The organism is Aquitalea sp. S1-19, from assembly GCF_024343515.1.
In genome coordinates, this window is record NZ_RJTZ01000012.1 from 26,079 (window position 1) to 49,000 (window position 22,922).

The following is a 22,922-nucleotide window of genomic DNA, read 5'->3' on the forward strand; positions in this document are numbered from 1 at the left end:
GCTCGGGTACCGGTTCAGTCAGAATCTGCTGATTCTGGCACGCCAGCGTCGGGAGGTGAAGCGCATTGCAGCACCCCATGCTTCTGGACAAAGGCGCGCTTGGTCATGGTACTCATAGACTTGAGCGCATGTTCGGCGCGCAAGGCGGCCGGCTTATCGGCAAACACCATACTCAACACCACCCGCTCGGGAGGATGCATGCGGGTATAGCGTGCGCCTTTGCCCGCCTGATGCGCAGCAAAACGCTGCGCCACATTGCGGCTGATCCCGGTATACAAGCTGCCACCCCGGCATTCGAGCACATAGAGAAACCAACACATGGCAAGCCTCCTGCCCTGACTGGAAAAGGCCAGATAGTGCGGGAAAGCGGCAGCCGCCGCTATGCGTATTCAAACAGGAAACAACACGTGCTTCATTCTGCAAACTCGACCCGGTTGCGTCCACGATGCTTGGCCCGATACATCGCCTCATCCGCCCGCGAAATCAGGTACTGGAAATCGGGATGGCCGTCATAGCCTGCAGTCCCGATGCTGACCGTCACCTGAGTCTGCTTGCCGTTACCGACCATGAATGAAGTGGATGCAAATGCCTGCCTTAGTGCTTCCGCAATCGCAGCCTGCTGCTTGGCATTTGCCTCGACCACTACGACCAGAATTTCTTCGCCGCCATAGCGGAACACGAAGTCTCCGGAACGTACGCTATTACCAATCAGCTGGGCAGCCTGCTGCAGTACCTGATCGCCGCCCTCATGCCCATAGCAGTCATTGATGTTTTTGAAGTGGTCGATATCAATCAGCAACACACCAAATTCGTTGCCTGATTTCTGGTGCAGGGCGATCTCGCGACCGAGCACGGCAGGCAGAAAACGACGATTAAGCAGGCGTGTGAGTACATCACGACCATTCTCGACCTCGCCAAAACGATCGAACATGGCCGAAAGCAAGTAACGGATCTCGTCAATCTCGCCCTGCAGTTCGCGTGACAACTGGCGCTGATGCTCGAGTGCTCCGGCCTGATATTTGCTCAATTGCGGCAGCAATGTGTCATCCAGGCGCTCAATCAGGACAGCGATGTCCTCCAACTCTGGCGCGCCCTCAAACATCACCCTGGCCTTGTGATTGATCCACATGCCGAATTCGGAGCGCCGAATACATGGCAGATGATAATCGCCGTGGCTCAGGTGCAGCATAAACAAGACCTGCTGCCCCCATTCGAGCAGGGCAGCACGCTGGCGCTCCCGCTCAAGCGAGATATTCTGCCCAAGCGCATGATGGCGATAGGCTTCCTCGGATCGGGCATGACGGGCAGCACTCTTGCTGTACGCGGTATTCATCAGCTCCATCGCGAGGTCGATCAGTTCGGCGATAAAATGCTGGGCCAGGATCAGGGCGTCACGATCGATATCCTCTTTTCCAATCAGGGTGCCCAGATTCTTGCGCAACAGACGCGCGCCACGCGTCATCAGTTGTGGAGGCAAATGAATGCGTGCGTGCACCTCGCCTACATGGCGCTGGTGAGCGATCGCCGCCTGTACCGAGCGTTCATCCTCGCTGCGGAATAATTCAACCAGCCACAACTGCATCGAATGCCGGAGCCGGGTACTGACCATCTCGTGATCGAGAAAACGCTGCGCCATCGGATCGGCCATCATGTGCTTATAGAAAGCATCGGCCAGCGCCTCGCCATTTTTCTCCACGCAATGAAAGATGCGATCCCGCAACACCCGCGGGATATCCGCGTATAAGCGCACCCACTCCTTGGCAGCATAGCCGTTCTCATTCATAGCTTCGGTATTGTCAGTAGTGGCGCGCATGGCAGGTGATTGAGATGTATTAAAGGCCTGCATTATACCTTTGACATTACACTGATGCCTGATCAACCTGCATTGATCAACGCTATCGTGGTCGCACAAAGAAAGCTGTTCTGACAGCTTTGCAGGGCATATCAGCTCGTAGCCAGACAAGAGCATCAATGTGCAGAATTAAAGATGAAATATCGGTTTTTCAGATACCAGATCCATCAGCAAACAGATTTTCCCATGCCCAAGTTCGTGCTATTGCGGCCTTCCCTATTCCACAAAAAGCTCACTACCACGACAGCTACAACATGCCGGCCAAGCCTGTGACTAACTTTGTGGATAAGCAGGGCATGGACTGTGCAAAACAGACGGATACAACAGGAGTGCATGGCGGCCGCCCAGATAAGCAAGCGCATGAAAACAAAACGAAAATTTTGTTTTGTTTTGATAGATAATTATCTGTAATTGCGAACAAAAAAACCTATTGCATAAGTTTAAGCTACCGATAAGTCCATAAGACTTATCATCCTGCTTTCATTTACAAGTCACGCCCCGCCTTTAATGGCACTTTTACCCAGCCGTTCCGCCACTCAAGCTGCATGTGGTATACATGTGGATATCTTGGTCAAGGCGCTGCGAGCCGGGGTACAAACTGGCCATTACCGGATCGGCGGCGCCCTCCCGCCAAGATCATAACGGCATCGATTTTTACGGCTCGCCATAGCCGCCGATCATCCATGCGCGACCCTAATCATGCACTTGAACGCACACACGACGCTCAGGCCGCGTAAAATCAATAACAGTCCATCGTCCGAGCCGCATCATGCCATCCAGACAGCACCCCCGCTTCGAAGAGCTTTTTGCCGCAGGTCAGGCACGCCGCCAGCTCTGCTCCCGTACCAGCCAGGCGCTATGCTCGCTCGCCAGCGAGCGCGACCCGGTAGCACTCGTCGAAGCCACGAGCGCCGGGCGCGTACCGGCGCTCGTGCCGCTACGCTATGCCCGCATGGCCGCATCGCCCTTTTCCTTTTTCCGCGGTCTTGCACTGGTGCAGGCCGCCGATCTGGCCAGCCAGGGGCACTCGGGCATAGATGTACAGGCCTGTGGCGATGCGCATCTGATGAACTACGGCTTTTTCGCTTCGCCCGAACGCAATCTGCTGTTTGATATCTGCGACTTCGATGAAACCCATCAAGGGCCATGGGAGTGGGATCTCAAACGATTGACCGTCAGCCTGGTACTGGCCGCCCGCACCATGGGCATCAGCGATCTGACTGCACGTGGCATCGTCGAGGCGGCCAGCGGCACTTACCGCCGGCGCATGCATGACTATTCGCGCATGAGCCAGATGGATGTCTGGTATAGCAAGGTCTCGCACGAGCTGCTCTATAACAGCGCGCCTTCCGACCATTTGCGCCGCCATCTGGAAAAGATAGGCGAACGGGCGCGCAACCGTACCCATTTGCGCCTGCTGCCCAAGATCACAGCCGATGATGGCGTGACACTGCGGCTCAAGGATACGCCGCCCACGCTATTTCATATGCACGAGGCGGATACGCTGCTGCCGGATGGGGACCAATGGCTGGCAGCGCCGGACAGCCTGACCATGGTTGCGCCGATGATGGAAAAGTACCTGAGCACGCTGAAGGAAGATCGCGCCCAGTTGGTCAAGCGTTTCCGCATTGTCGATATGGCATTCAAGGTGGTGGGCGTCGGCAGCGTCGGCACCCGCTGCATGGTGATTCTGCTACAGGACGATTACGACCAGCCGCTGTTCCTGCAGTTGAAAGAAGCGCGGCCATCGGTACTGGAACGCTTTACCCAGCCGTGCGTGCATGGCCATCAGGGCAAGCGTGTGGTGTTTGGCCAGCGCACAATGCAGGCGGCAAGCGATTTGTTTCTGGGCTGGACAACCGGCCCCGCCGGGCGCGATTTTTATGTGCGCCAGCTGCGCGACATGAAAGCCTCGGTCCAGCTGGAGACCTTCGATGCCGAAACGCTCAGAGCCTATGCCCAGGCTTGCGCCTGGACGCTGGCACGTGCCCATGCCAAATCCAGCGGGCAGGCAGCAATGATTGCCGGATATATGGGGAATTCGGGGAAATTTGCCGACTCGATGGCGCAGTATTCGATGCTGTACGCCGATCAGGTCGAATCGGATTACGACGCGTTTCGCCGCGCCATCGACAATGGCCGCCTGCCGGTTGACCCTTCGGTCGATATCGGCCCGTTCGGCAGCAAACCGCCACGCAGCTAGGGCAGAAGCATCCTACTTCGACTGTGCAAAACGCCGGGCCACGCATTGGCGTTGCTCGGCGCCAAACAGGCCGGCACAGGCGGCCTCGGCTTCGGCCAAACGCTGGCAGCGCGCAACATCCTTGGCCTGCGCACAATCGGCCAGTGGCAATTGCTGCTGCACACATAAGCGCCGCGCCGCGCCAGACAAGGTATTGCATGCACTTTGTGCCGTGCGTAGTGCTTCGCAACGCGCGACATCACGCTGACGGCGGCAGCTGGTCTCCGGCGTAAAATCCTCCAGACAGGCCTTCATCTGTGCCGGAGCCACATCCTGACACGTTGCCTGCCCGGCTCTCAGCACCTCGCAACGCTTGGGCACCTGGCTCTGGCTGCAATCTGCCACGCCTGCCATCAATGGCGCAGACAGCAACAGAACCAAGATCAGCCAGATGCGGTGCATCGCATTCCCTTTGAGTGAAACTCATGGCATTCGCCATCAATCGTCGTCAGCCCCACGCTGAAACTGCCGGCGCTGCTCACGCCAGAATTCTTGTTGCGAACCCTTCTGCCACTTTTCCCGCTTTTCCATACCCTGACGCCGGTCGTCCTGCCGCTCTTTGCGCTGCTCCTTGCGCGCCTGGCGCAATTGATTGGCTTCCTGCGGGCTGATATCGCCGTTTTTCAGCGCCTGACGCAAGCGTAGTTCACGCAAGCGGTGCGAGCCCTGTATCTCGGCCCCTTTGTCCTTGTGCCGGGGGGGGCCTGCATAGGCCGGCAGGGTAAAACAGCAGGCCAGCAGCAGGATAAGGATGGATTTCATGAATGAATTCTAGCGTCCGGCACGGCATGGTGTCACCGCCCGAGCATACATCTTACGGTTTAACCACGACAGCCGGATGATATTTGTTCTGCATCGCAGTGCGCATCGTCTGCAATTCGGCGCGTTCAGCCTCATCCACCACGCCATCTGCACGCGCTGCCTGCATCTTGCTGCGCATGGCTGCCCTGTCCTGCTGCCAGGCTTGCTGCTGGGCCGGTGTCAGGCCGGCCGGCATGCCCATGCGTGCCTTGCCACCCTTGCCTTTACCGGCGCACCAGTTGGCCGGCATTTCACTGCGCGCAGAACCGCGCTCGGCATTGGCCGCCAGCGCCGCAGCCTTGTCCTTGAACTGTTGGCGCATCTGGCCAAGTTCGGTACGTGCCGCTTCGCTCAATGGCTGGCCTGCTTGCTTCAAAGCCTGGTGACGTGCCCGCATGGCGGCGCGGTCGGCTTGCAGGATTTTGAGCTCGGCATCCGTCAAGGCACCAGACAGAATGTCTGCACGCAGAGCACTATTCTTGCAGCCCTCTTTCGGCTTGGCGGCCTGGCTGGTTTCAACGGCAAAGGCACTGCCGGCCAGCAGACTCAGCACTAGCAGGCTGACGGAAAAGGTTTTTTTCATGAAAATTCACTCCGCTTCGGTATCGAGACTTGCAGTGTAAGGCGCGGGTATTGCGCAAATGTGCCCGAGTCCGCCACGAATGTTAAGGAGTGTGAAGAAGCGCCCCCTGCTTAACACTTGTACACGCCATGGCTGACCGCCGCGGGTGAACGCGTTAAGCTTGAGCCATGGAAAACGCCAAGATTCTGGTCGTCGATGACGATGCCAAACTACGCGACTTGCTGTCGCGCTTTCTGACCCAGCAAGGCTTTAGCGCCGATACCCTGCCGGATGCGCGCGAGCTTGAACGCAAACTGGCACGCAACCGTCCCGACCTGATTGTGCTCGACGTAATGATGCCCGGCGATGACGGGCTGGCCGTCGTGCGCCGCCTGCGTGCAGCGGGTGAAAATATTCCGGTCATCATGCTGACCGCGCGCGGTGAAGACATAGACCGCATTCTGGGGCTGGAAATGGGTGCCGATGATTATCTAGCCAAACCATTCAACCCGCGCGAGCTGACCGCCCGTATCCAGTCGGTGCTGCGCCGCCACCATGCGACACCGGCACTCAGTGCCAGCCATACAGCCGAAGAAAAACTCGCTTTCGGCGAATTCGTCCTGAATCTGGGGCAGCGCGAACTGTTATGCGACGGCCAGGCGATCAGCCTTACCAGCGCCGAATACGCCGTCCTTGCTGTGCTGGCACGCCACCCGCGTCGGCCGCTGACACGCGAGCAACTCATGGAAATGGCTCTGGGCAAGGGAAATGGCGAATCGCTGGACCGCAGCATCGATGTCCATATTTCGCGCCTGAGAAAGGCGCTGGAGCGCCAAGACAGCAAAACGCGCCACATCCAGACGGTGTGGGGTTACGGCTATGTGTTCGTGCCGGACGGCACAAGCGGCGAATGAAGCACCTGTCTTCACTGTCGCTGCGTGCGCGCCTGATTCTGCTGGTGGTCAGCGCCGTGCTGATTACCCAGGGCATCACCTTGTGGCTGGCCTCGGCCGAACGCCACCGCCTGATCAGCGAACAGCTGTACAACGAGGTACTGGATACGCTGGCCAGTGCCGAAGACGCACTGGACGGCAGAACGGCAGCAGAACGCGCTAGCTATCTGCAAAGCACCAACCGGCCGGGCTTTCCGCAACTCCTGCCGGCCAGCGCAGATCAGGGTCTGGACTTCAGGCCCCAAGCCAGTCCCATGACCGAAGCGCTGACCCAACGCCTGTCGGCGACGCTGGGCGAAAAAACCAGTATCCGCATGCGCCGCCACGACGGGCGGCGGGAAATGTGGCTGGCCGTTCATGTACTGGATCAGGCCTACTGGCTGGTGATGCCGCTGGGGCGTTATAGCGAACGGCCACTGGGCTCGCTGTGGCTGGCTTCGCTGCTGGCCTCCTTGCTGGCCACCCTGCTCGCGGTCGGCTTTGCCTGGCAGATCAGCCGGCCCTTGTCGCGACTGTCTGCCGCCGTCCGCGAGCTAGGGCTCGGCCGTACGCCGCTACCGCTGCCGGAGAGCGGGGCGCGCGAGATCCGCGCACTGGCCGAGCATTTCAACCAGATGAGCCACAGTCTGGATGAAACCGCGCGCGAGCGCCGGCTGATGCTGGCCGGCCTGTCACACGATCTCAGGACACCACTGACCCGGCTTAAACTGATGCTGGAAATGCAGGAAGCGGGGGCCGACCAGCGCGATATGCTGGACGATATCGACGAGCTGTCGCGCATTATCAGCCAGTTCTCCGATTTCGCCCGCGCCAGCGAAGCCCGCCCGCTGACCCCGACTGCGCTGAGCGAACTGGTTGATAGCGTGGTCGCCCGCTTTGGCCGCAACGGTATGGAAATCGCACTGGAGATAGAAGAAGGGCTGGAAATCAATGGTGATGCGCTGGCGCTGGAGCGGCTGCTGTCCAATTTGCTGGAAAATGCCCGCCGCTATGGCCTGCCGCCGTTTGCCGTCCGTCTTGCCCGGGATCATCACACGGCACAGCTGACCGTCACCGACCACGGTGCTGGCATCGCCCCCGGACTGCGCGAGGCCGCGCTGGCACCGTTCGAGCGACTGGCCTCGCATCGCGGCACCGATGGCGGCAGCGGGCTGGGGCTGGCCATCGTCACCCGCATTGTCAGCCAGCATCATGGCCGGCTCGATTTTATCGATGAGGCCGATGGCGGCTTCAGCATACGCATCCGGCTGCCGATCGAAGCCGGCGAATAACAAAACGCCGGCTTAGCACCGGCGTTTTTCCCTGAATGAGCTCAGGCTTTTTTCTTGCAGGTATTAATCCCGAATATCGCATACGGCGGGCACCAGCCCATCAAGCCTGTCGCGACCGGCACCAGACCCAGAAAAGCCCATGGGCTGGCCGGGCCGACGAAGGCGAGGCTGGTAATCGCCAGACCGGCAACCACGCGGATCACGCGTTCGGTACCACCAATATTCTTTTGCATCTTGTTCTCCTTGCTGCAGGTTTGCCCACTCATTATATTGTTCAATATATTTAATTTCAATATATTGAACGCAAAAGCGGCATATGAACCCAAGACGCAAAAAAGCCGCCCGCAGGCGGCCCATCCGTCAGCTTGCGCTTAGTCCGACAGCGCGGCCAGCAATTCGGCCTGATGTTCGGCCAGCAGGCCATTGGTCAGGTCGGTCAGATCGCCATCCATAATCTGATCCAGCTTGTACAGCGTCAGATTGATGCGGTGATCGGTGATACGGCCCTGTGGATAGTTGTAGGTACGGATGCGCTCGGAACGGTCGCCGGAGCCGACCAGACTCTTGCGCTCGGCCGCTTCTTTTTGCTGCTGCTCGCGCAACTGGATATCGTAAATGCGCGCCGCCAGCACCTGCATGGCGGAGGCCTTGTTGGCATGCTGCGAGCGCCCATCCTGGCACTCGGCCACGATGCCGGTAGGCAAGTGGGTGATACGCACCGCCGAGTCGGTCTTGTTGATGTGCTGGCCGCCGGCACCGGAGGCACGGTAGGTATCGATGCGCAGATCGGCCGGGTTGAGCACCACCTCGGCAATCTCGTCCGCCTCCGGCATCACCGCCACGGTACAGGCCGAAGTATGAATACGGCCTTGCGTCTCGGTTGCCGGCACGCGCTGCACGCGATGGGCTCCGGACTCGAACTTCAGGCGCGAAAACGCGCCCTGGCCGATCAGGCGCACAATCACCTCGCGGTAGCCGCCAAGGTCAGACTCGGACGCCGACACCACCTCCACCTGCCAGCGATTGCGCTCGGCGTAGCGGGTATACATGCGCAGCAGGTCGCCGGCAAACAGGGCCGCCTCGTCACCGCCGGTGCCGGCACGGATTTCCAGAAAGATATTCTTGTCGTCGTTCGGGTCTTTGGGCAGCAGCAGCTTTTGCAGCTCGGTATCCAGCGCGGCGATCCGCGCCTTGCCTTCTTCGATCTCGGCCTGGGCGAATTCCTTCATGTCCGGGTCGGACAGCATTTCGCCGGCGTCGACCATATCCTGCTCGCACTGCTGGTAGGCAGCAAAGGTCTCGACCACCGGGGTCAGATCGGCATGCTCGCGCGTCAGCTTCCTGAACGCATCCATATCGCGGGTCGCGTGTTCGCTGGCCAGCAAATGGGTGACTTCTTCAAGTCGTTCAGCCAACTGCGTCAGTTTGGCGGCAATCGACGGTTTCATTACGACTCCGGATGTAAACGGTAAAGACGCACCACCGCATCGGCCAGCGCGTCAGGATCAGCCCCCTTGCCGCCGGACAAGGCCCGGGTCGGCGGGTGCATCAGTTTATTGGTCAGCTGCTGCGACAATAGCTCCAGCACCGCCTCGGGTGCTTCGCCGCGCGCGAGCTGTTTTAGCGCCACTTTGAGCGCCTGCTGCCGCTGCTGCTCGGCATGGTCGCGCAGGCTGCGGATCAGGGGCACACGTTCGCGCTGGCGCAGCCAGTCGGAAAATTCGGCCACACGCGCGCCGATAATGGTCTCGGCGTGGCCCGCCGCCTGCTGCCGCGCCTCACGCCCGACTTCGACAATGTCGGCGATGTCGTCCACCGAATACAGGAACACATCATCCAGTTCGGCCACCTCGGCCTCGATATCGCGCGGCACAGCCAGATCCAGCATAAAGATGGGGCGATGGCGCCGTGCTTTGACCGCACGCTCAACCAGACCCTTGCCGATAATCGGCAGCTGGCTGGCGGTCGAACTGACCACCACATCGTATTGCGCCAGCAGCTCGGGCAATTCGGCCAGCGTCACCGCATTGGTATTGCCCGGCAGGCGTTCGGCCAGCGCATGACCACGGGCAAGCGTGCGGTTGGCAATGGTGATCTGGCGCGGGTTGCGCGCCGCAAAGTGGGTCGCCACCAGCTCGATCATCTCGCCGGCCCCGATAAACAGCACCTTGAGTTCGCCCACGGTCGGGAAAATCTGTTCGGCCAGCCGCACCGCAGCCGCGGCCATCGACACCGAGCTTGCGCCCACGCCGGTCTGGCTGCGTACTTCTTTGGCGACGGCAAAGCTTTTCTGGAACAGGGTGTTGAGCAAAATGCCCAGCGTGCCGCTATTTTCCGCCGCCCGCACCGCATCCTTGAGCTGGCCCAGAATCTGCGTCTCGCCCAGCACCATCGAATCCAGCCCCGATGCCACGCGAAAGGCATGGCGTGCCGCTGCCGGCGCATCCAGCTGGTAGAGATAGGGTTTCAGCGTATCCAGCGACACATCATGGTAACGTGCCAGCCATAGCAATGCCGCCGACGGATCCTGACTATTGCAGTAGATCTCGGTGCGGTTGCACGTCGACACAATGGCCACCTCTTTGGCCGCCTGCGAGTCGACCCGACCGGTCAATGCCGCAGGCAGCACCTCGGCCGGAAAAGCGAGCTTTTCACGGATGGCAACAGGGGCAGATAAATGGTTAAGGCCGAAGGCGACGAGGTGCATGAAGCGGTGTGCCGCAGGATAAAAGCGGCATTTTAACGTAAATGCCGCCATTCAGGACGACTTGCTACACACTCCTGCCCATCAAAACAGCACACTACGCCAAAGCCGGAGGGCCGGCAGTCGCGCTATCATAGCGGCCAAAGGAGACCGCCATGTCGCTCAATCTCGCCGACATCCGTCAGGATTACGCCAAAAAAGAACTGTCACCGGAAGACTGCCTGAGCGACCCCGTCGCCCAGTTCCAGCTTTGGCTGCAAGAAGCCATCAGCGCCGAAGTCATGGAACCGACTGCCATGCATGTCGCCAGCGTAGGCAGCGACGGACGCCCCAGCAGCCGCATCGTACTGCTCAAGGGCGTAGAACAAGGCCAGTTCCTGTTCTACACCAACTACGCCAGCCGCAAGGGCCAGCAGCTGGATGCCAACCCGTGGATCGCCCTGACCTTTTTCTGGCCTGAGCTTGAGCGGCAGGTGCGCATCGAGGGCAAGGTGACGCGTGTCGCCCCCGAAGTATCCGATGCCTATTTTGCCAGCCGGCCCTATACCAGCCGCCTGGGGGCATGGGCTTCGGAGCAAAGTACGGAAATCCCGTCCAAGGCCGAGCTGGTCAAGCGCGCGGCCATGTTCGGCGTCAAATTTCCGCTGGGTGTACCGCGCCCCGCGCACTGGGGCGGTTATGCGGTCGTGGCCGATCGCATCGAATTCTGGCAAGGCCGCCCGAGCCGCCTGCATGACCGCGTACAATACACACTGAACAGCGATGCCAGCTGGCACAAAGTGCGGCTGGCACCCTAAGAAACAGCGGGAGTAGCGAATAGGGGGCGGGGAGTCACTGCGGCGACTCTCTGCTCCCGGCCCACTACGCCCCTACTAGGCAAAGACCCTCATGCTTAATAACGATATCCTGCGCAGCGTGCGCTTTATTCTCGACCTGCGCGACAACCAGCTACCCAAGCTGATCCAGCAAGGCGGCCTCGATCCGGCCGATCTGGACATCCCGGCCCTGCTTAAGCGCGATGACGACGAAGGCTTCAAGCCGTGCAACGACCGCGTGCTGTCGGCATTTCTCGACGGCGTCATCACACTTAAGCGCGGCGCGCGCGAACCGGCCGCCGGCGCAGCCCCCGCCGCACCGCAACGCATGTCCAACAACCTGATCCTGAAAAAGCTGCGCATTGCGTTCGAACTGAAGCAGGAGGACATTCAGGAGCTGATCTTGCGTGCGGGGCTCACCGTCAGCAGCGCCGAACTGGGTGCGCTGTTCCGCAAACCCGATCACAAGCACTACCGCGAATGCGGCGACCAGTTCCTGCGCAACCTGCTGCGCGGGCTGACGCTCAAACTGCGCCCCGATGCCAAAGACACGGCCTGAACATGGCCGACCCTAGCGCGCCGGACACGATAGACGCCACCATCTCCTGCAGCACCTGCAAGGCCTGCTGCTGCCAGCTGGAAGTGATTCTGATGGCCGGCGACGACGCGGTACCAGCGCGTTATATCGTGGAGGATGACTGGGGCGCAGAAACGCTGCGCCGGCGGAACGACGGCTGGTGCGCGGCGCTGGACCGGCGCACCATGCTGTGCACCATCTACGCCCAGCGTCCATGGGTATGCCGCGAATATCAGGAAGGCGATTACGACTGCCTGATCCAGCGTAAGCTGATCCCCATCCTGATGGTGGACAGCAACTAGCTTGCGCCAGCAAGGCGCGCCCGCCGCGAGAACAGCCAATAAAAAGCCACCCATAGTACCGGGTGGCTTTGATCACAGCTGAGTGCACAAGCGCTTTTAACCGCCCAGATCGTGGCATCCCTCGGGCAGGAAGCCTGCCAGCCAATCGGTGACCGCCTCAAGCAGGGCATCTTCATCGTCAAACACCTGCATGCCGGGTACATCCGGTGCATCACGGATGGCAAATACCGGTTTTTTCCACTGCAGCGCCATCGCGATTTCAGACAAGGTTCCCAGACCGCCGCCAACGGCAATCAGGCAGGCGCCGGCACGCGCCACCAGCATATTGCGCGACAGGCCGATGCCGGTTGGCAACGCCACGGTCAGATAGGGGTTGCCGTAGGCTGCGTCTTCTTCCGGCAGCAAGCCGATGCAGGTGCCACCAACATCACTGGCAGCGCGAGCCGCGGCCTGCATCACGCCTATCTTTCCACCACACACCAGCGGTACGCCGGCACTGGCCAGCGCATGAGCCAGACGGTAGGCGGTAGCTTCTTGCTCGGCCGAGGCCTCGCGCGGGCCGACAATGGCAACCGGCTGGGCTAAACGCCCGCGTCCCTTCTGTCGCTCGGCAAGAGAAGCAAGGGCGGTGGCGACTTTATTCGAATGTTGCATGTTCACGGCGTTGACTGAAGTGATCGCCCAGACCCAGCACCAGCGAGCACAAGGCAAGCAGGATAATGGACAGAGCAGAGGTAACAGGGAAGTCCGCGCCGCCATCGCCGATTTTGGCGTATAGCAGCAACGGCAGAATATTGACCTGGGTGCCGACCAGGGCCAGTGCCGTGCCGTAAGTGCCCATTGCCAGCGCACTGACTACGGCACACGAGCCCAGCACCGACGGGCCTACCTCGGGCACCACCACATCGAGAAAAGCACGACGCGGCGTCGCGCCCAAGGTTCGGGCCGCTTCAATCGGGCGCAGATCGAGGTTGGCAAACACCGGGTACAGTGTCAGCGCAACACGCGGGATCAGATAGTAGGCGTAGGCGAAGGTCAGCCCGCCGACCGTATACACCCAGCCGCCGATCTCGGCGGTATCGGCACCGAGATAACCCAGAATCTGGGTCACAAAGCCGGCCCGGCCGAAGGCGAGGATGAAGCCGTAGGCAATCACCATGCCGGAGAAAGCCAGCGGCAGCCCCAGCAAGGCCATCAGCTTGTCACGCCAGAACGGCGATGCCTGCGCCAGCTGCCAGGCTACCGCCACGCCGACCAACGTAGAGAGCACGCCGGCCGACAGTCCCAGCAACACCGAATTGGTCAGCGCAGGCCAGAACAGCGGGTCGGCCAGCATACGCCCGAACGCTGCGCCATTTTCCGACACCGCCTCGGGGACCAGTGCCAGAAGCGGCAACACGAAAAACAGGCCGATAAAGGTAAGCGCGGGCCACGCGCCGAACCGCTGCATCATGATGCGTTTCCTTACTTGGACAGGGCGGCGCGCGTCCAGGCAGCGTCAATCGCCGCCTTATGCTTTTGCGCGCGGATCACATCAACCGGCTTCACCTGCGGCGCGGCCGGCATCTTGGCCTGCACCGCCGCCGGCAGGGCAACACCCGCCACCGCCGGGCGCACGAAACCTTCGGCAAACAGCGCCTGACCCTTGCTGCTCATTACGAAGTTCAGCCACAGCTTGCCTGCGTTCGGGTTAGGTGCATTCTTCACCAGGCTCATGCCATACGGTGCGGCCGCGCTGCCCTCTTTCGGAATCACCACGGCGATGCTGTCCTTCATGCCGTCCATATACTTGGCCTTGAGGCCGTCGTTCTCGTAACCGATCCAGATCGGGATCTCGCCCTTGAGGAACTTGGCGTAAGGCGTCGTGCCTTCAACGCGCAGCACATTGCCGGCCTTGTGCAACTTGCCCAGGTAGTCGGTACCAGCAAGCGGCTTGTCCATCGAGCCGCCATTACCGAAGGCAGCAGCCAGCACCGCGACCTGGCCCTGACCGGTCGAGCGCGGGTCGAGGTAGACCACGCTGTTCTTGTACTCGGGCTTGAGGAGGTCGGCCCAGCCTTGCGGCACGTTCTTCACCAGCTTCTTGTTGACCAGGAAGGCGACGTTGAGCGAATGCACGCCGAACCACTTGCCGGACGCTTCGCGCATCACCGGGCTGACCTTGTCGAAATTCACCGGCTTGAACGGCGCAACCACGTCCTTGGCGACGGCATCGACGGCAGACTGGGCAAAGTAGTAGGCAGTATCGGCTTGCGGACGGCGACGGGTCTTGTCCAGCGCCACCACGGTCGCGGCCGAGCCCAGGTCGTTATAGGTCAGCTCTACTTCCGGATAGCGCTGCTTGAAGTCCTTGAACAGCGACTTCCAGTTGGCCCATTCCGGTCCGGTATCGAACGACACCACAATGCCCTCTTTGCTGGCAGCCTGATACAGCGCCTTTTCGCCCGAGTACAGCTCGGGGCCGGTAAATGCCTGTGCAGGCAGGGCAAACAGCGTGGCAAGCGATGCAGCCAGAATATGGCGACGGTTCAACAAGGACATGAAGCTTCTCTCCGGGACTTGGGATGGGTTCAGGCCGCCAGCAGGCGGATATGTTCGGGGGCCACGGCAATGGCGTCAGCCGGGGCGCTGCGCGCCTCGCCCAGCCACGGCTGTTGCGCACCGTGCGGCATAAAATCGTAACGGTTGAACGAACCGAGATAGCGGTTGAGCGTGACGTGGCCTTCCATGCGGTTGACCGCAAACAGTGGCGGATCGGCCTCGATATGCTCGGGACGGACCAGAAGCTTGACCTGCTCGCCCGGCGCGCGCGCACCGGTGTCACAACGCAAACGGGCATAGCCGGTATCGATCTCGCCCTCGCCACAGACGGTTGCCGTGCCGATGGTCGACAAACCGACAAAGCGGGCCACGGTTTCGTTCAGCGGGTTTTCATACAGCTCGGTCGGCGTGCCGTATTGCAGCACACGGCCCTGATCAAGCAGGGCGATGCGGTCGGCCATGGCCAGCGCCTCTTCCTGATCGTGGGTGACCAGCAAGGTGGTCGCGCCGAACTGCTGCTGCAACTGGCGGATCTGGTCGCGCAGCTGGCCACGAATCGACGCGTCCAGTGCCGACAAAGGCTCGTCCAGCAACAGTGCCTGCGGGCTATAGGCCAGCGCCCGTGCCAGCGCCACGCGCTGCTGCTGGCCGCCGGAAAGCTGTGCCGGACGACGCCCGGCCAGTTGTCCCAAGCCGACCAGATCAAGCATTTCCTGCGACTTCTTGCGCCGCGCGCCGGCCTCGACACCGGCCATCTTCAGGCCGTAGCCGACATTTTCCAGCACCGTCAGATGCGGAAACAGCGCGTAGTGCTGGAACATCATGCCGATATGGCGCTCGTGCACTGGCATGCCCGACAGGTCACGCCCGTCCAGAACGATGCGGCCGCTATGGCCGCTAATCAGGCCGGCCGTCAGGCGCAGCAAGGTGGTCTTGCCCGATCCGGACGGGCCGATCAGGGCCACCAGTTCGCCGCTGGCAAGCGACAGCGACACATCGTGCACGCCGATAGACGTGCCGCGGTATTGGAAACCGACTTGTTCGAATGAGAGGCTCATGCTTTTTTCGATGCCAGGGTAGAGGTCAGGGAAGCCACGGTCGCCAGCAGCAGCAGGATCACGGTCGCAGCACAGGCAAAGCCGGTTGCACCATAAAAGGCCTGCAGCAGCACGACCGGATAAGTACGGTTCTGGAAACCGACGATCAGATTGGACAGCTGGAATTCACCAATGGACAGCGCCGCCACCATCACCAGACCCGATAGCAAGCTGGCGCGCAGATTGGGAACGATGATGCCGAAAAAGCGCTGGATCGGACGCGCGCCCAATGTAGCGGCAGCTTCTTCCAGCCGGTCCAGCCGCTGGTGGCGCAGGTCGGTCACCAGGGCCTGTGTCAGATATGGCAGGGTCAGCACCACATGGGCGGCAATCAGCAAGGGCGTGCTGCCCAGCCATGGCATGGCATCGGTGTTGAATACCAGAATGTAGCCGAAGCCCAGGGTGATGGTCGGCACCGCCACTGGCAGCAGGGTCAGCAAGCGGGTGGCGAAGCGGTTTTTCTGCTTGGCGCCATGCACCAGCGAATAGGCCAGCGGCACACACAGCAGCGTATTGATCGCACACGATGCCGCCCCGACAATCAGGCTGGTGACAAAAGCGCGGATAAAGCTGCGGTCTTCCCACAGCTCCAGATACCACTGCGTGGTCGAGCCTTCGGGCAATAGCGCATTCACCCAGGTCTCGCCAAATGAGCCGACCAGAATCAGCGCGATGGGCAGAACGAGGTAGAGCATATAGCTCAGGGAAACCAGCCGGATAAACATGGGTCGCCTTGGAGAAGCCTGCGAATAGTCAGCAAAGCCGGTATTATATTAGCGACCGTTTACATCCGAATGATTAAACGGCATCCCATGCTTGCGATTGACGCAAAGATGATGATGGAGCGCAATGAAACGAGCCTGCCCCAGTATCCACGAACTGCTGGCATTCGAAGCCGTGGCCCGTCACCTGTCGGTGACGCAGGCGGCCGACGAGCTGTGCGTCACCCCCAGCGCGGTCAGCCGACAGCTTTCCGGGCTGGAAATGTTCCTCGGTGTCGAACTGCTTGCCCGTGTCGGCCGCGCCTTCGTACTGACCCATACCGGCCGCCACTACCTGCAGCGTATCCAGCCGGCACTGCGCATGCTGGAGAGAGCAACCCACGATCTGGCCAGCAGCCAGCATGGCCATGGCACGCTGTCCGTATCATGCGTGCCGACCTTTATGACCAAGTGGCTGAGTCCGCGCCTGCCGGCTTTCAGCAGCGCTTACCCGCAAGTCACGCTGGCCTTTCACCAGCACCTGTCCGGCCGTCAGGCACAACCACACGACGTCGATATCGCCATCCGCTACGGCAGCGGCCACTGGCCGGGTATCGTTGCCGACAATATCGCCGGCCGCCACTTTATTCTGGTTGCTTCGGCACAGCAGGCTGATGCAGCCGCACTGCCACGCTCGGCCTCCGATCTTGCACAGGCCCGCATTCTGATCCACCAGGGCGAACCCGATATCTGGGCGCAATGGTGCAATGTCCGCGGTCTGGCCGCGCAACCCTTGCGCAGCAGCGCACGCTTCGAGCATTACAGCTCGCTGATCAGTGCCGTCGAGATCGGTATGGGGTATGCGCTGGTACCGCGTTGTCTGGTCGAGGGAGAAATCGCCAGTGGCCGCATCATCGAGCCGTTCGACAGCGCCGAAGTGCTCGATCAGGGCCACTATCTGTGCTACCGCGAAGAACTGCTGGAGTCGCCCGTCTTTCTTGCTTTCCGTAACTGGATACTCGAGCAGGGACACAAAGTCGGCGGCCCGGGCTTGCCCGAGCAGCAAAATGTGATTCCGGAGTTTGAATAAAATCGGGGAGTGGGGAATGGGGAGTCGCGGCGCTTGATGCTGTGATGACCAACAGCCACACTCCCTACTCCCTACTCCCTACTCCCTACTCCCTACTCCCTACTCCCTACTCCCCTGTCTTACAGATCGGTAATCGCGCTCACCTGCCAGCGCTTGGGCATGGCTTTGCCCTTGCGGCCGCGCTTGCCTTCAAACTCGCCCAGGCTCAGCTTCTCGTCGGCCACCTTGCCGCGCACCGAAGTCGTGGCAAGCAAGGCCTTCTCGCCGGCCACTAAGCCCACGGCGGTCAGCGCGTCCCCCTCTTCCAGCGCCATCAGCATCAGGCCACGGCCCTTGGCCAGCTCTTTCAGCTCGCTGGCGGGGAAGGCCAGCAGACGGCCATGGCTGCTGGCGGCAACCAGCTTGCAGCTATCCAGCGCCGTGCCAACCCGCACCGGCGGCAGCACCGTGTCGTGCTCGTCCAGCGTCAGGAAGGCCTTGCCCGCCTTGACCCGGCCGGTCATGTCCGACACCTTGGCCACGAAGCCGTAACCGCCCGAGCTTGCGACCACAAAGCGCGTATCGTCAGGCGCGGCCAGCAATTGCGCCAGCTTGGCACCCTCCTGCATATCAAGCAGCGAAGTGACCGGCGCACCGTCACCGCGCCCGGTCGGCACCGCCGCCGCATCGATGGTGTAGGCGCGACCCTTGGTGTCGAGCACCACCACCGGCCACACCGTGCGCGTTTCCACCACGCAGGCCAGACTGTCGCCATCCTTGAACGACAAGGCAGACAAGTCGACATTGTGGCCAACGCGCGCGCGCAGCCAGCCCTTTTGCGACAGGATCAGCGTCATCGGCTCGTCGGCAACGGTCTGGTTAAGCACCGCACGCTCGGCAGCCCTGATTTCGGTACGGCGTGCATCGCCATATTTGGCGGCATCCTTGCGGATTTCGTCAGACAGCAGGGCGCGGAATGCTTCCGGGTCGGCCAGCAGATGGCGCAATGCATCGCGCTCTTCGCGCAACTCGGCCAGTTCCTTTTCCAGCTTGAAGCCTTCGAGGCGGGCCAGCTGGCGCAGGCGGATCTCGAGAATATCGTCGGCCTGCAACTCGGACAGGCCGAAGGCCCGCATCAGATCAGGCTTGGGCTCGTCCGCCTCGCGGATCACGCGTATCACTTCATCGATATGGATAAAGGCGATCATGCGCCCTTCCAGAATGTGGATACGCTGACCGACCTTGTCCAGGCGGTAGTTCAGGCGGCGGGTGACGGTGGTGTGGCGGAAGTCCAGCCACTCGGACAGAATGGCTTTCAGCCCCTTCTGCCCGGGTCGCCCATCCAGCCCTATCATCACCATATTCATCGACACATTGCCTTCAAGACTGGTCTGAACCAGCAAGGTATTGATGAATTCGTCCGGATTCTGCCGGCTGGATTTAGGCTCGAACACCAGCCGCACCGGGCAGGCGCTGTCCGATTCGTCGCGCACCCTATCCAGCATGGACAGCATCAGGCTCTTGAGATTCTGCTGGTCCAGCGACAGCGTCTTTTTACCCGATTTGACCTTGGGGTTGGTCGCCTCTTCAATTTCGGCCAGAACCTTCTGCGCGCTGGAGCCCGGCGGCAGCTCGGTCACGATCACGCGCCACTGGCCACGCGCCAGCCGCTCGATTTCCCACTTGGCACGCACGCGCACCGAACCGCGCCCGCCTTCATAGGCAGACAGGATATCGGCTTCGGGGGTAATGATCTGGCCACCACCGGGAAAGTCCGGCCCCGGCACATAGGCCATCAGCTCGGAGGTCGTCAGCTCCGGCTTGGCCAATAGCGCCAGCGCGGCGCGCGCCACTTCGGTCAGATTGTGCGGCGGGATCTCGGTCGCCATCCCCACCGCGATGCCGGATGCGCCATTGAGCAGCACCATGGGCAGGCGTGCCGGCAGCAGCGCCGGCTCGTCGAATGCGCCGTCGTAGTTGGGCACGAAGTCGACGGTGCCCATGTCGATTTCAGACAGCAGCAACTCGGAAATCGGCGTCAGCCGCGCCTCGGTGTAACGCATCGCCGCCGCACCGTCGCCATCGCGCGAACCGAAGTTGCCCTGACCGTCGACCAGCGGGTAGCGCAAGGTAAAGTCCTGCGCCATACGCACCATGGCTTCATAGGCCGAGCTGTCGCCGTGCGGGTGATATTTACCCAGAATCTCGCCGACCACGCGCGCCGACTTCACCGGTTTGGCACCGGCCACCAGCCCCATATCGCGCATGGCGTACAGGATGCGGCGCTGTACCGGCTTCTGGCCATCGGCCACCTCCGGCAGCGCACGCCCTTTAACCACGCTCATCGCGTATTCGAGATAGGCACGCTCGGCATAATGATCCAGCGCAATCCAGCCATCGCCTTCCTCTTCCGTCTCCACCACGGGAGCGGGCGGGACAGGCGGCTGGGCAGCGTCCGGGACAGGGGCAAACAGATCGGGTTCGTCGTTCATCTGGCAGGCAGTTCCGCCACTAGGGCGGCCATGATATGTTGGTGAGATTAATACTTGGGGGAGATTGTACTATGGCAACTTCGCTGACGTGGCACTGCCACGGTTTTGACGGCTTTTCCATCCACACCCTATACGCAGCACTGGCCTTGCGCGACCGGGTATTTGTGGTGGAACAGGACTCCATCTATGGCGATATCGACGGGGTCGACCCGGACTGTCTGCACCTGTGCGCCTACGATGGACAAGGCCGGCTGGCTGCCTATGCCCGCCTGATCGCCCCCGGCGACAAATACGAGGGTGCCAGCGCCATAGGCCGCGTAGTGCTGGAGCCGGCCTTGCGTGGCACAGGCCTGGGTAAAACGTTGCTGGCCGAAGCGGTACGCCAGTGCGAAATCCACTGGCCGGACAGTCCGGTCATGCTGTCGGCGCAAGCCGACAAACTGGGCTTCTACCAGACATTCGGCTTCAAAGCGGTGAGCGAGCCCTACGACGATGGCGGCATCCTGCATGTGACCATGCGCCGCGACTGAACAGAAATCGCCCGCTATGCGGGCTCCTACGGGGTATCTCTGTAGGAGCCCGCACAGCGGGCGACAACAGCCACATCAGCCCCCAAACACCGCCTTCCAGCTGGTGTAGCTGGTGACATACATCACCGGAAACCATAACAGCAGGCCGAGGAAAAAGGGCAGCATGGCCAGGAACAGCATGACAGCCAGCATCAGGCCGCAAATCAGCAGCGCCTTCCAGTTGGACAGGCCGGCCTTGAGGCTGGCGCGACAGGCGGCAATCGGGGCCAGCCCCTGCATCACCACCAGCGCCGGCGCAAACCAGTAAGCCATGCTGACAATAAACATCGGCACGCCGAACACCAGCAGCATCATCAGCATGGAGGCCGTGCCAGGCGTTTCGCCCTCGGCCGGCATCACCATCAAGCCCATGCCGCCCAACAGCAGGGCCAGGGCCACCATAACCATCACCGCAACCATGCACAGCGCCAGATAAACCAGCGCCACCCCCAACAGCGGCTTGGGCTGGTCGCGAAAACCGGCAAACAGATCGGACAGCTCCAGCTCGCCGCCGGCTTCGGCTTTTTTCGCCGCCAGAATAAAACCGCCGGCAAAAATGGGCGACAACAGCAAGGGCAATAGCCCGCCGATCATGGGAATCATGCTGACGCCGATATGGATGACCAGATACACCAGCGCCAGCAGTATCCAGGTCACCGGCTGTTCGCGCACCAGACGAAAGGCGGCAACAATCCACTGCCAGCCTTGACCGGCAGGCAACTGGCGCGGGCCGGATGGGCGCGCAACCGGCGCGGGCGTCATTTCAAAATCGGACATGGCTTGAATTCTCCGGCAAAAATTTTCTGATATTGCTTAAAGAGTCGGCAGAAAAGATGCTTTCGTCAATGTCTGTCGCCGTGGCTGGTTGCCGCAATGCGACATAACAGCGATAATTTCGCCACTTTCTGATGGGCGGATACCCCGTCCATCGCCGTCTTGCTAACTCTCTCGAGGTTTTTCGCATGGTCTCCCGTACCGAGCTCGCCAACGCGATCCGCTTTCTGGCTATGGACGCAGTCGAGAAGGCCAAATCCGGTCACCCCGGTGCCCCTATGGGCATGGCCGACATCGCCGAAGTGCTGTGGCGCGATCATCTGAGCCACAACCCGGCCAACCCGGACTGGGCCGACCGCGACCGCTTTGTGCTGTCCAATGGCCACGGCTCGATGCTGATTTACAGCCTGCTGCATCTCAGCGGCTATGAGCTGTCCATCGACGACCTGAAAAACTTCCGCCAGTTGCACAGCAAGACCCCGGGCCATCCGGAATACGGCTACGCACCGGGCGTGGAAACCACTACCGGCCCGCTGGGTCAGGGCATCACCAACGCGGTAGGCATGGCGCTGGCCGAGAAAATGCTGGCGGCCGAATTCAACCGCGCCGGCCACACCATCGTAGACCACCACACCTGGACCTTCCTCGGCGACGGCTGCCTGATGGAAGGCATCAGCCACGAAGCTTGCAGCCTGGCCGGCACCTGGGGCCTGGGCAAGCTGATCGCGTTCTGGGACGATAACGGCATCTCCATCGACGGCGATGTGGAAGGCTGGTTTACCGACGACACCCCGGCCCGCTTCGAAGCCTACGGCTGGCAAGTGATCCGCGGCGTGGACGGCCATGATGCAGTCGAGCTGCAAACCGCCATCGATACCGCCAAGAAAGAAGGCGCGCGCCCGACCCTGATCTGCTGCAAGACCACCATCGGTTTTGGTGCACCCAACAAGCAAGGCGGCCACGATGTACACGGCGCGCCGCTGGGTGCCGCCGAAATCGCCGCCGCACGCGAAAACCTCAAGTGGCCGCATGCGCCATTCGAGAGTCCGGCCGAGGTTTACAGCGCATGGGATGCCCGCGAAGCCGGCGCCAAGCGCGAAGCCGCCTGGAACGAGCGCTTTGCCGAATACCGCCGCGCCTATCCCGAGCTGGCGGCCGAATTTACCCGCCGCATGGCAGGCGAGCTGCCGGCACGCTGGGCCGAGCACAAAGCCGCCGCCTTGGCGCGCATTAATGAAGCCGCCCAGACCGTCGCCACCCGCAAGGCCAGCCAGATTGCCATCGAGGCATTCTCGCCACTGTTCCCCGAGTTTGTCGGCGGCTCGGCCGATCTGACCGGCTCCAACCTGACCAACTGGTCCGGTTCGGAATGGATAGATGCAGAAGGCAACGGCAACTACATCAGCTACGGCGTGCGCGAATTCGGCATGTCCGCCATCATGAACGGCATGGCGCTGCACGGCGGCATCCGTCCGTATGGCGGCACCTTCCTGATGTTCAGCGAATACGCGCGCAATGCGCTGCGTATGGCGGCGCTGATGAAGATCAACCCGATCTGGGTGTTCACCCACGACTTGCGCTGCGTATGGCGGCGCTGATG

General features: G+C 61.3%; 24 protein-coding genes and 1 pseudogene. 10 read left to right on the forward strand and 15 right to left on the reverse strand.

The annotated features are described in order from the left end of the window. Positions 1 to 14: 14 nt before the first annotated feature. A complete protein-coding gene (locus EGI20_RS03320) occupies positions 15 to 320 on the reverse strand; it encodes a GIY-YIG nuclease family protein (RefSeq protein ID WP_498629612.1) in 306 nt (101 codons plus the stop codon). Between the two features lie 92 nt (positions 321 to 412). After that, complete coding sequence (locus EGI20_RS03325; protein WP_498629614.1) at positions 413 to 1,813, reverse strand: diguanylate cyclase; 1,401 nt, start codon at positions 1,811 to 1,813, stop codon at positions 413 to 415. Positions 1,814 to 1,971: 158 nt separating this feature from the next. Between EGI20_RS03325 and EGI20_RS03330 the strand changes: the two genes are divergently transcribed. Then, positions 1,972 to 2,253 carry a hypothetical protein gene (locus EGI20_RS03330; protein WP_498629616.1) on the forward strand — a complete coding sequence of 94 codons (282 nt, stop codon included), beginning with the start codon at positions 1,972 to 1,974 and terminating at the stop codon, positions 2,251 to 2,253. A 368-nt stretch (positions 2,254 to 2,621) separates the two neighbouring features. Then, positions 2,622 to 4,055 carry a DUF2252 domain-containing protein gene (locus tag EGI20_RS03335; protein WP_498629618.1) on the forward strand — a complete coding sequence of 478 codons (1,434 nt, stop codon included), beginning with the start codon at positions 2,622 to 2,624 and terminating at the stop codon, positions 4,053 to 4,055. A gap of 12 nt (positions 4,056 to 4,067) precedes the next feature. Here EGI20_RS03335 and EGI20_RS03340 read toward each other — a convergent pair whose 3' ends face one another. The 3 genes from EGI20_RS03340 to EGI20_RS03350 are packed head-to-tail and all read right to left on the reverse strand — an operon-like array spanning position 4,068 to position 5,478. Next, positions 4,068 to 4,496: a hypothetical protein gene (locus tag EGI20_RS03340; RefSeq protein ID WP_498629619.1), complete on the reverse strand. Its 429-nt coding sequence runs from the start codon at positions 4,494 to 4,496 to the stop codon at positions 4,068 to 4,070. A gap of 36 nt (positions 4,497 to 4,532) precedes the next feature. Further along, positions 4,533 to 4,856: a hypothetical protein gene (locus tag EGI20_RS03345; protein ID WP_498629621.1), complete on the reverse strand. Its 324-nt coding sequence runs from the start codon at positions 4,854 to 4,856 to the stop codon at positions 4,533 to 4,535. A gap of 52 nt (positions 4,857 to 4,908) precedes the next feature. Further along, positions 4,909 to 5,478, reverse strand: coding sequence for a hypothetical protein (locus EGI20_RS03350; protein ID WP_498629623.1), 570 nt, complete (start codon positions 5,476 to 5,478; stop codon positions 4,909 to 4,911). 167 nt (positions 5,479 to 5,645) lie between these two features. On the opposite strand from EGI20_RS03350, the gene EGI20_RS03355 reads away from it, so the two are divergent. Next, positions 5,646 to 6,371, forward strand: a complete 726-nt coding sequence (locus EGI20_RS03355; RefSeq protein WP_124734988.1) for a response regulator — start codon at positions 5,646 to 5,648, stop codon at positions 6,369 to 6,371. Further along, entirely contained in the window at positions 6,368 to 7,681 is a 1,314-nt protein-coding gene (locus EGI20_RS03360; RefSeq protein WP_498629625.1) for an ATP-binding protein, read from the forward strand. The genes EGI20_RS03355 and EGI20_RS03360 overlap by 4 nt, the downstream gene beginning before the upstream one ends. 41 nt (positions 7,682 to 7,722) lie before the next feature. On the opposite strand, the gene EGI20_RS03365 is transcribed toward EGI20_RS03360, so the two are convergent. From EGI20_RS03365 to hemA, 3 genes are all read right to left on the reverse strand, one after another. Beyond that, complete coding sequence (locus tag EGI20_RS03365) at positions 7,723 to 7,914, reverse strand: YgaP family membrane protein (protein ID WP_124734986.1); 192 nt, start codon at positions 7,912 to 7,914, stop codon at positions 7,723 to 7,725. A 138-nt stretch (positions 7,915 to 8,052) separates the two neighbouring features. Then, complete coding sequence (gene prfA / locus EGI20_RS03370; RefSeq protein ID WP_124734985.1) at positions 8,053 to 9,129, reverse strand: peptide chain release factor 1; 1,077 nt, start codon at positions 9,127 to 9,129, stop codon at positions 8,053 to 8,055. Beyond that, positions 9,129 to 10,388: a glutamyl-tRNA reductase gene (gene hemA, locus EGI20_RS03375; protein WP_498629627.1), complete on the reverse strand. Its 1,260-nt coding sequence runs from the start codon at positions 10,386 to 10,388 to the stop codon at positions 9,129 to 9,131. Before hemA ends, prfA begins: the two co-directional genes overlap by 1 nt. 152 nt (positions 10,389 to 10,540) lie before the next feature. On the opposite strand from hemA, the gene pdxH reads away from it, so the two are divergent. The 3 genes from pdxH to EGI20_RS03390 all read left to right on the forward strand — a co-directional run bounded on the left by pdxH (position 10,541) and on the right by EGI20_RS03390 (position 12,079). Continuing rightward, positions 10,541 to 11,182 (forward strand): pyridoxamine 5'-phosphate oxidase, encoded by a 642-nt coding sequence (pdxH, locus tag EGI20_RS03380; RefSeq protein WP_498629629.1) that lies wholly within the window; start codon positions 10,541 to 10,543, stop codon positions 11,180 to 11,182. Positions 11,183 to 11,273: 91 nt separating this feature from the next. After that, entirely contained in the window at positions 11,274 to 11,759 is a 486-nt protein-coding gene (locus EGI20_RS03385; protein ID WP_124735105.1) for a YehS family protein, read from the forward strand. Positions 11,760 to 11,761: 2 nt separating this feature from the next. Continuing rightward, entirely contained in the window at positions 11,762 to 12,079 is a 318-nt protein-coding gene (locus EGI20_RS03390; RefSeq protein WP_498629631.1) for a YkgJ family cysteine cluster protein, read from the forward strand. Between the two features lie 96 nt (positions 12,080 to 12,175). On the opposite strand, the gene EGI20_RS03395 is transcribed toward EGI20_RS03390, so the two are convergent. Genes EGI20_RS03395 through EGI20_RS03415 form a run of 5 tightly spaced genes read right to left on the reverse strand, consistent with a single transcriptional unit; the run spans position 12,176 to position 16,442 of the window. Then, positions 12,176 to 12,733 carry a TIGR00725 family protein gene (locus EGI20_RS03395; RefSeq protein ID WP_498629633.1) on the reverse strand — a complete coding sequence of 186 codons (558 nt, stop codon included), beginning with the start codon at positions 12,731 to 12,733 and terminating at the stop codon, positions 12,176 to 12,178. Next, entirely contained in the window at positions 12,717 to 13,532 is an 816-nt protein-coding gene (locus EGI20_RS03400; protein ID WP_220789307.1) for an ABC transporter permease, read from the reverse strand. Before EGI20_RS03400 ends, EGI20_RS03395 begins: the two co-directional genes overlap by 17 nt. A gap of 11 nt (positions 13,533 to 13,543) precedes the next feature. After that, the gene (locus EGI20_RS03405) at positions 13,544 to 14,620 is read right to left on the reverse strand and encodes an extracellular solute-binding protein (protein WP_124734978.1); all 1,077 of its coding nucleotides are present in this window, start codon (positions 14,618 to 14,620) and stop codon (positions 13,544 to 13,546) included. A 29-nt stretch (positions 14,621 to 14,649) separates the two neighbouring features. Further along, positions 14,650 to 15,678: an ABC transporter ATP-binding protein gene (locus tag EGI20_RS03410; RefSeq protein ID WP_498629635.1), complete on the reverse strand. Its 1,029-nt coding sequence runs from the start codon at positions 15,676 to 15,678 to the stop codon at positions 14,650 to 14,652. Then, positions 15,675 to 16,442: an ABC transporter permease gene (locus tag EGI20_RS03415; RefSeq protein WP_498629637.1), complete on the reverse strand. Its 768-nt coding sequence runs from the start codon at positions 16,440 to 16,442 to the stop codon at positions 15,675 to 15,677. The genes EGI20_RS03410 and EGI20_RS03415 overlap by 4 nt, the downstream gene beginning before the upstream one ends. Before the next feature lie 124 nt (positions 16,443 to 16,566). Between EGI20_RS03415 and EGI20_RS03420 the strand changes: the two genes are divergently transcribed. Next, positions 16,567 to 17,508 carry a LysR substrate-binding domain-containing protein gene (locus tag EGI20_RS03420; protein WP_498629639.1) on the forward strand — a complete coding sequence of 314 codons (942 nt, stop codon included), beginning with the start codon at positions 16,567 to 16,569 and terminating at the stop codon, positions 17,506 to 17,508. Positions 17,509 to 17,627: 119 nt separating this feature from the next. Here EGI20_RS03420 and parC read toward each other — a convergent pair whose 3' ends face one another. After that, on the reverse strand, positions 17,628 to 19,979 hold the full coding sequence (gene parC / locus EGI20_RS03425) for a DNA topoisomerase IV subunit A (protein ID WP_498629641.1): 2,352 nt from the start codon (positions 19,977 to 19,979) through the stop codon (positions 17,628 to 17,630). 71 nt (positions 19,980 to 20,050) lie between these two features. Here parC and EGI20_RS03430 point away from each other — a divergent pair, with 71 nt between their 5' ends. After that, positions 20,051 to 20,509, forward strand: a complete 459-nt coding sequence (locus EGI20_RS03430; RefSeq protein ID WP_498629643.1) for a GNAT family N-acetyltransferase — start codon at positions 20,051 to 20,053, stop codon at positions 20,507 to 20,509. A 75-nt stretch (positions 20,510 to 20,584) separates the two neighbouring features. On the opposite strand, the gene EGI20_RS03435 is transcribed toward EGI20_RS03430, so the two are convergent. After that, positions 20,585 to 21,325 (reverse strand): BPSS1780 family membrane protein, encoded by a 741-nt coding sequence (locus tag EGI20_RS03435; protein ID WP_498629645.1) that lies wholly within the window; start codon positions 21,323 to 21,325, stop codon positions 20,585 to 20,587. Between the two features lie 185 nt (positions 21,326 to 21,510). Between EGI20_RS03435 and tkt the strand changes: the two are divergent. Further along, a pseudogene (tkt, locus tag EGI20_RS03440) lies at positions 21,511 to 22,896 on the forward strand (transketolase); the annotation flags it as partial. Positions 22,897 to 22,922: the final 26 nt, after the last annotated feature.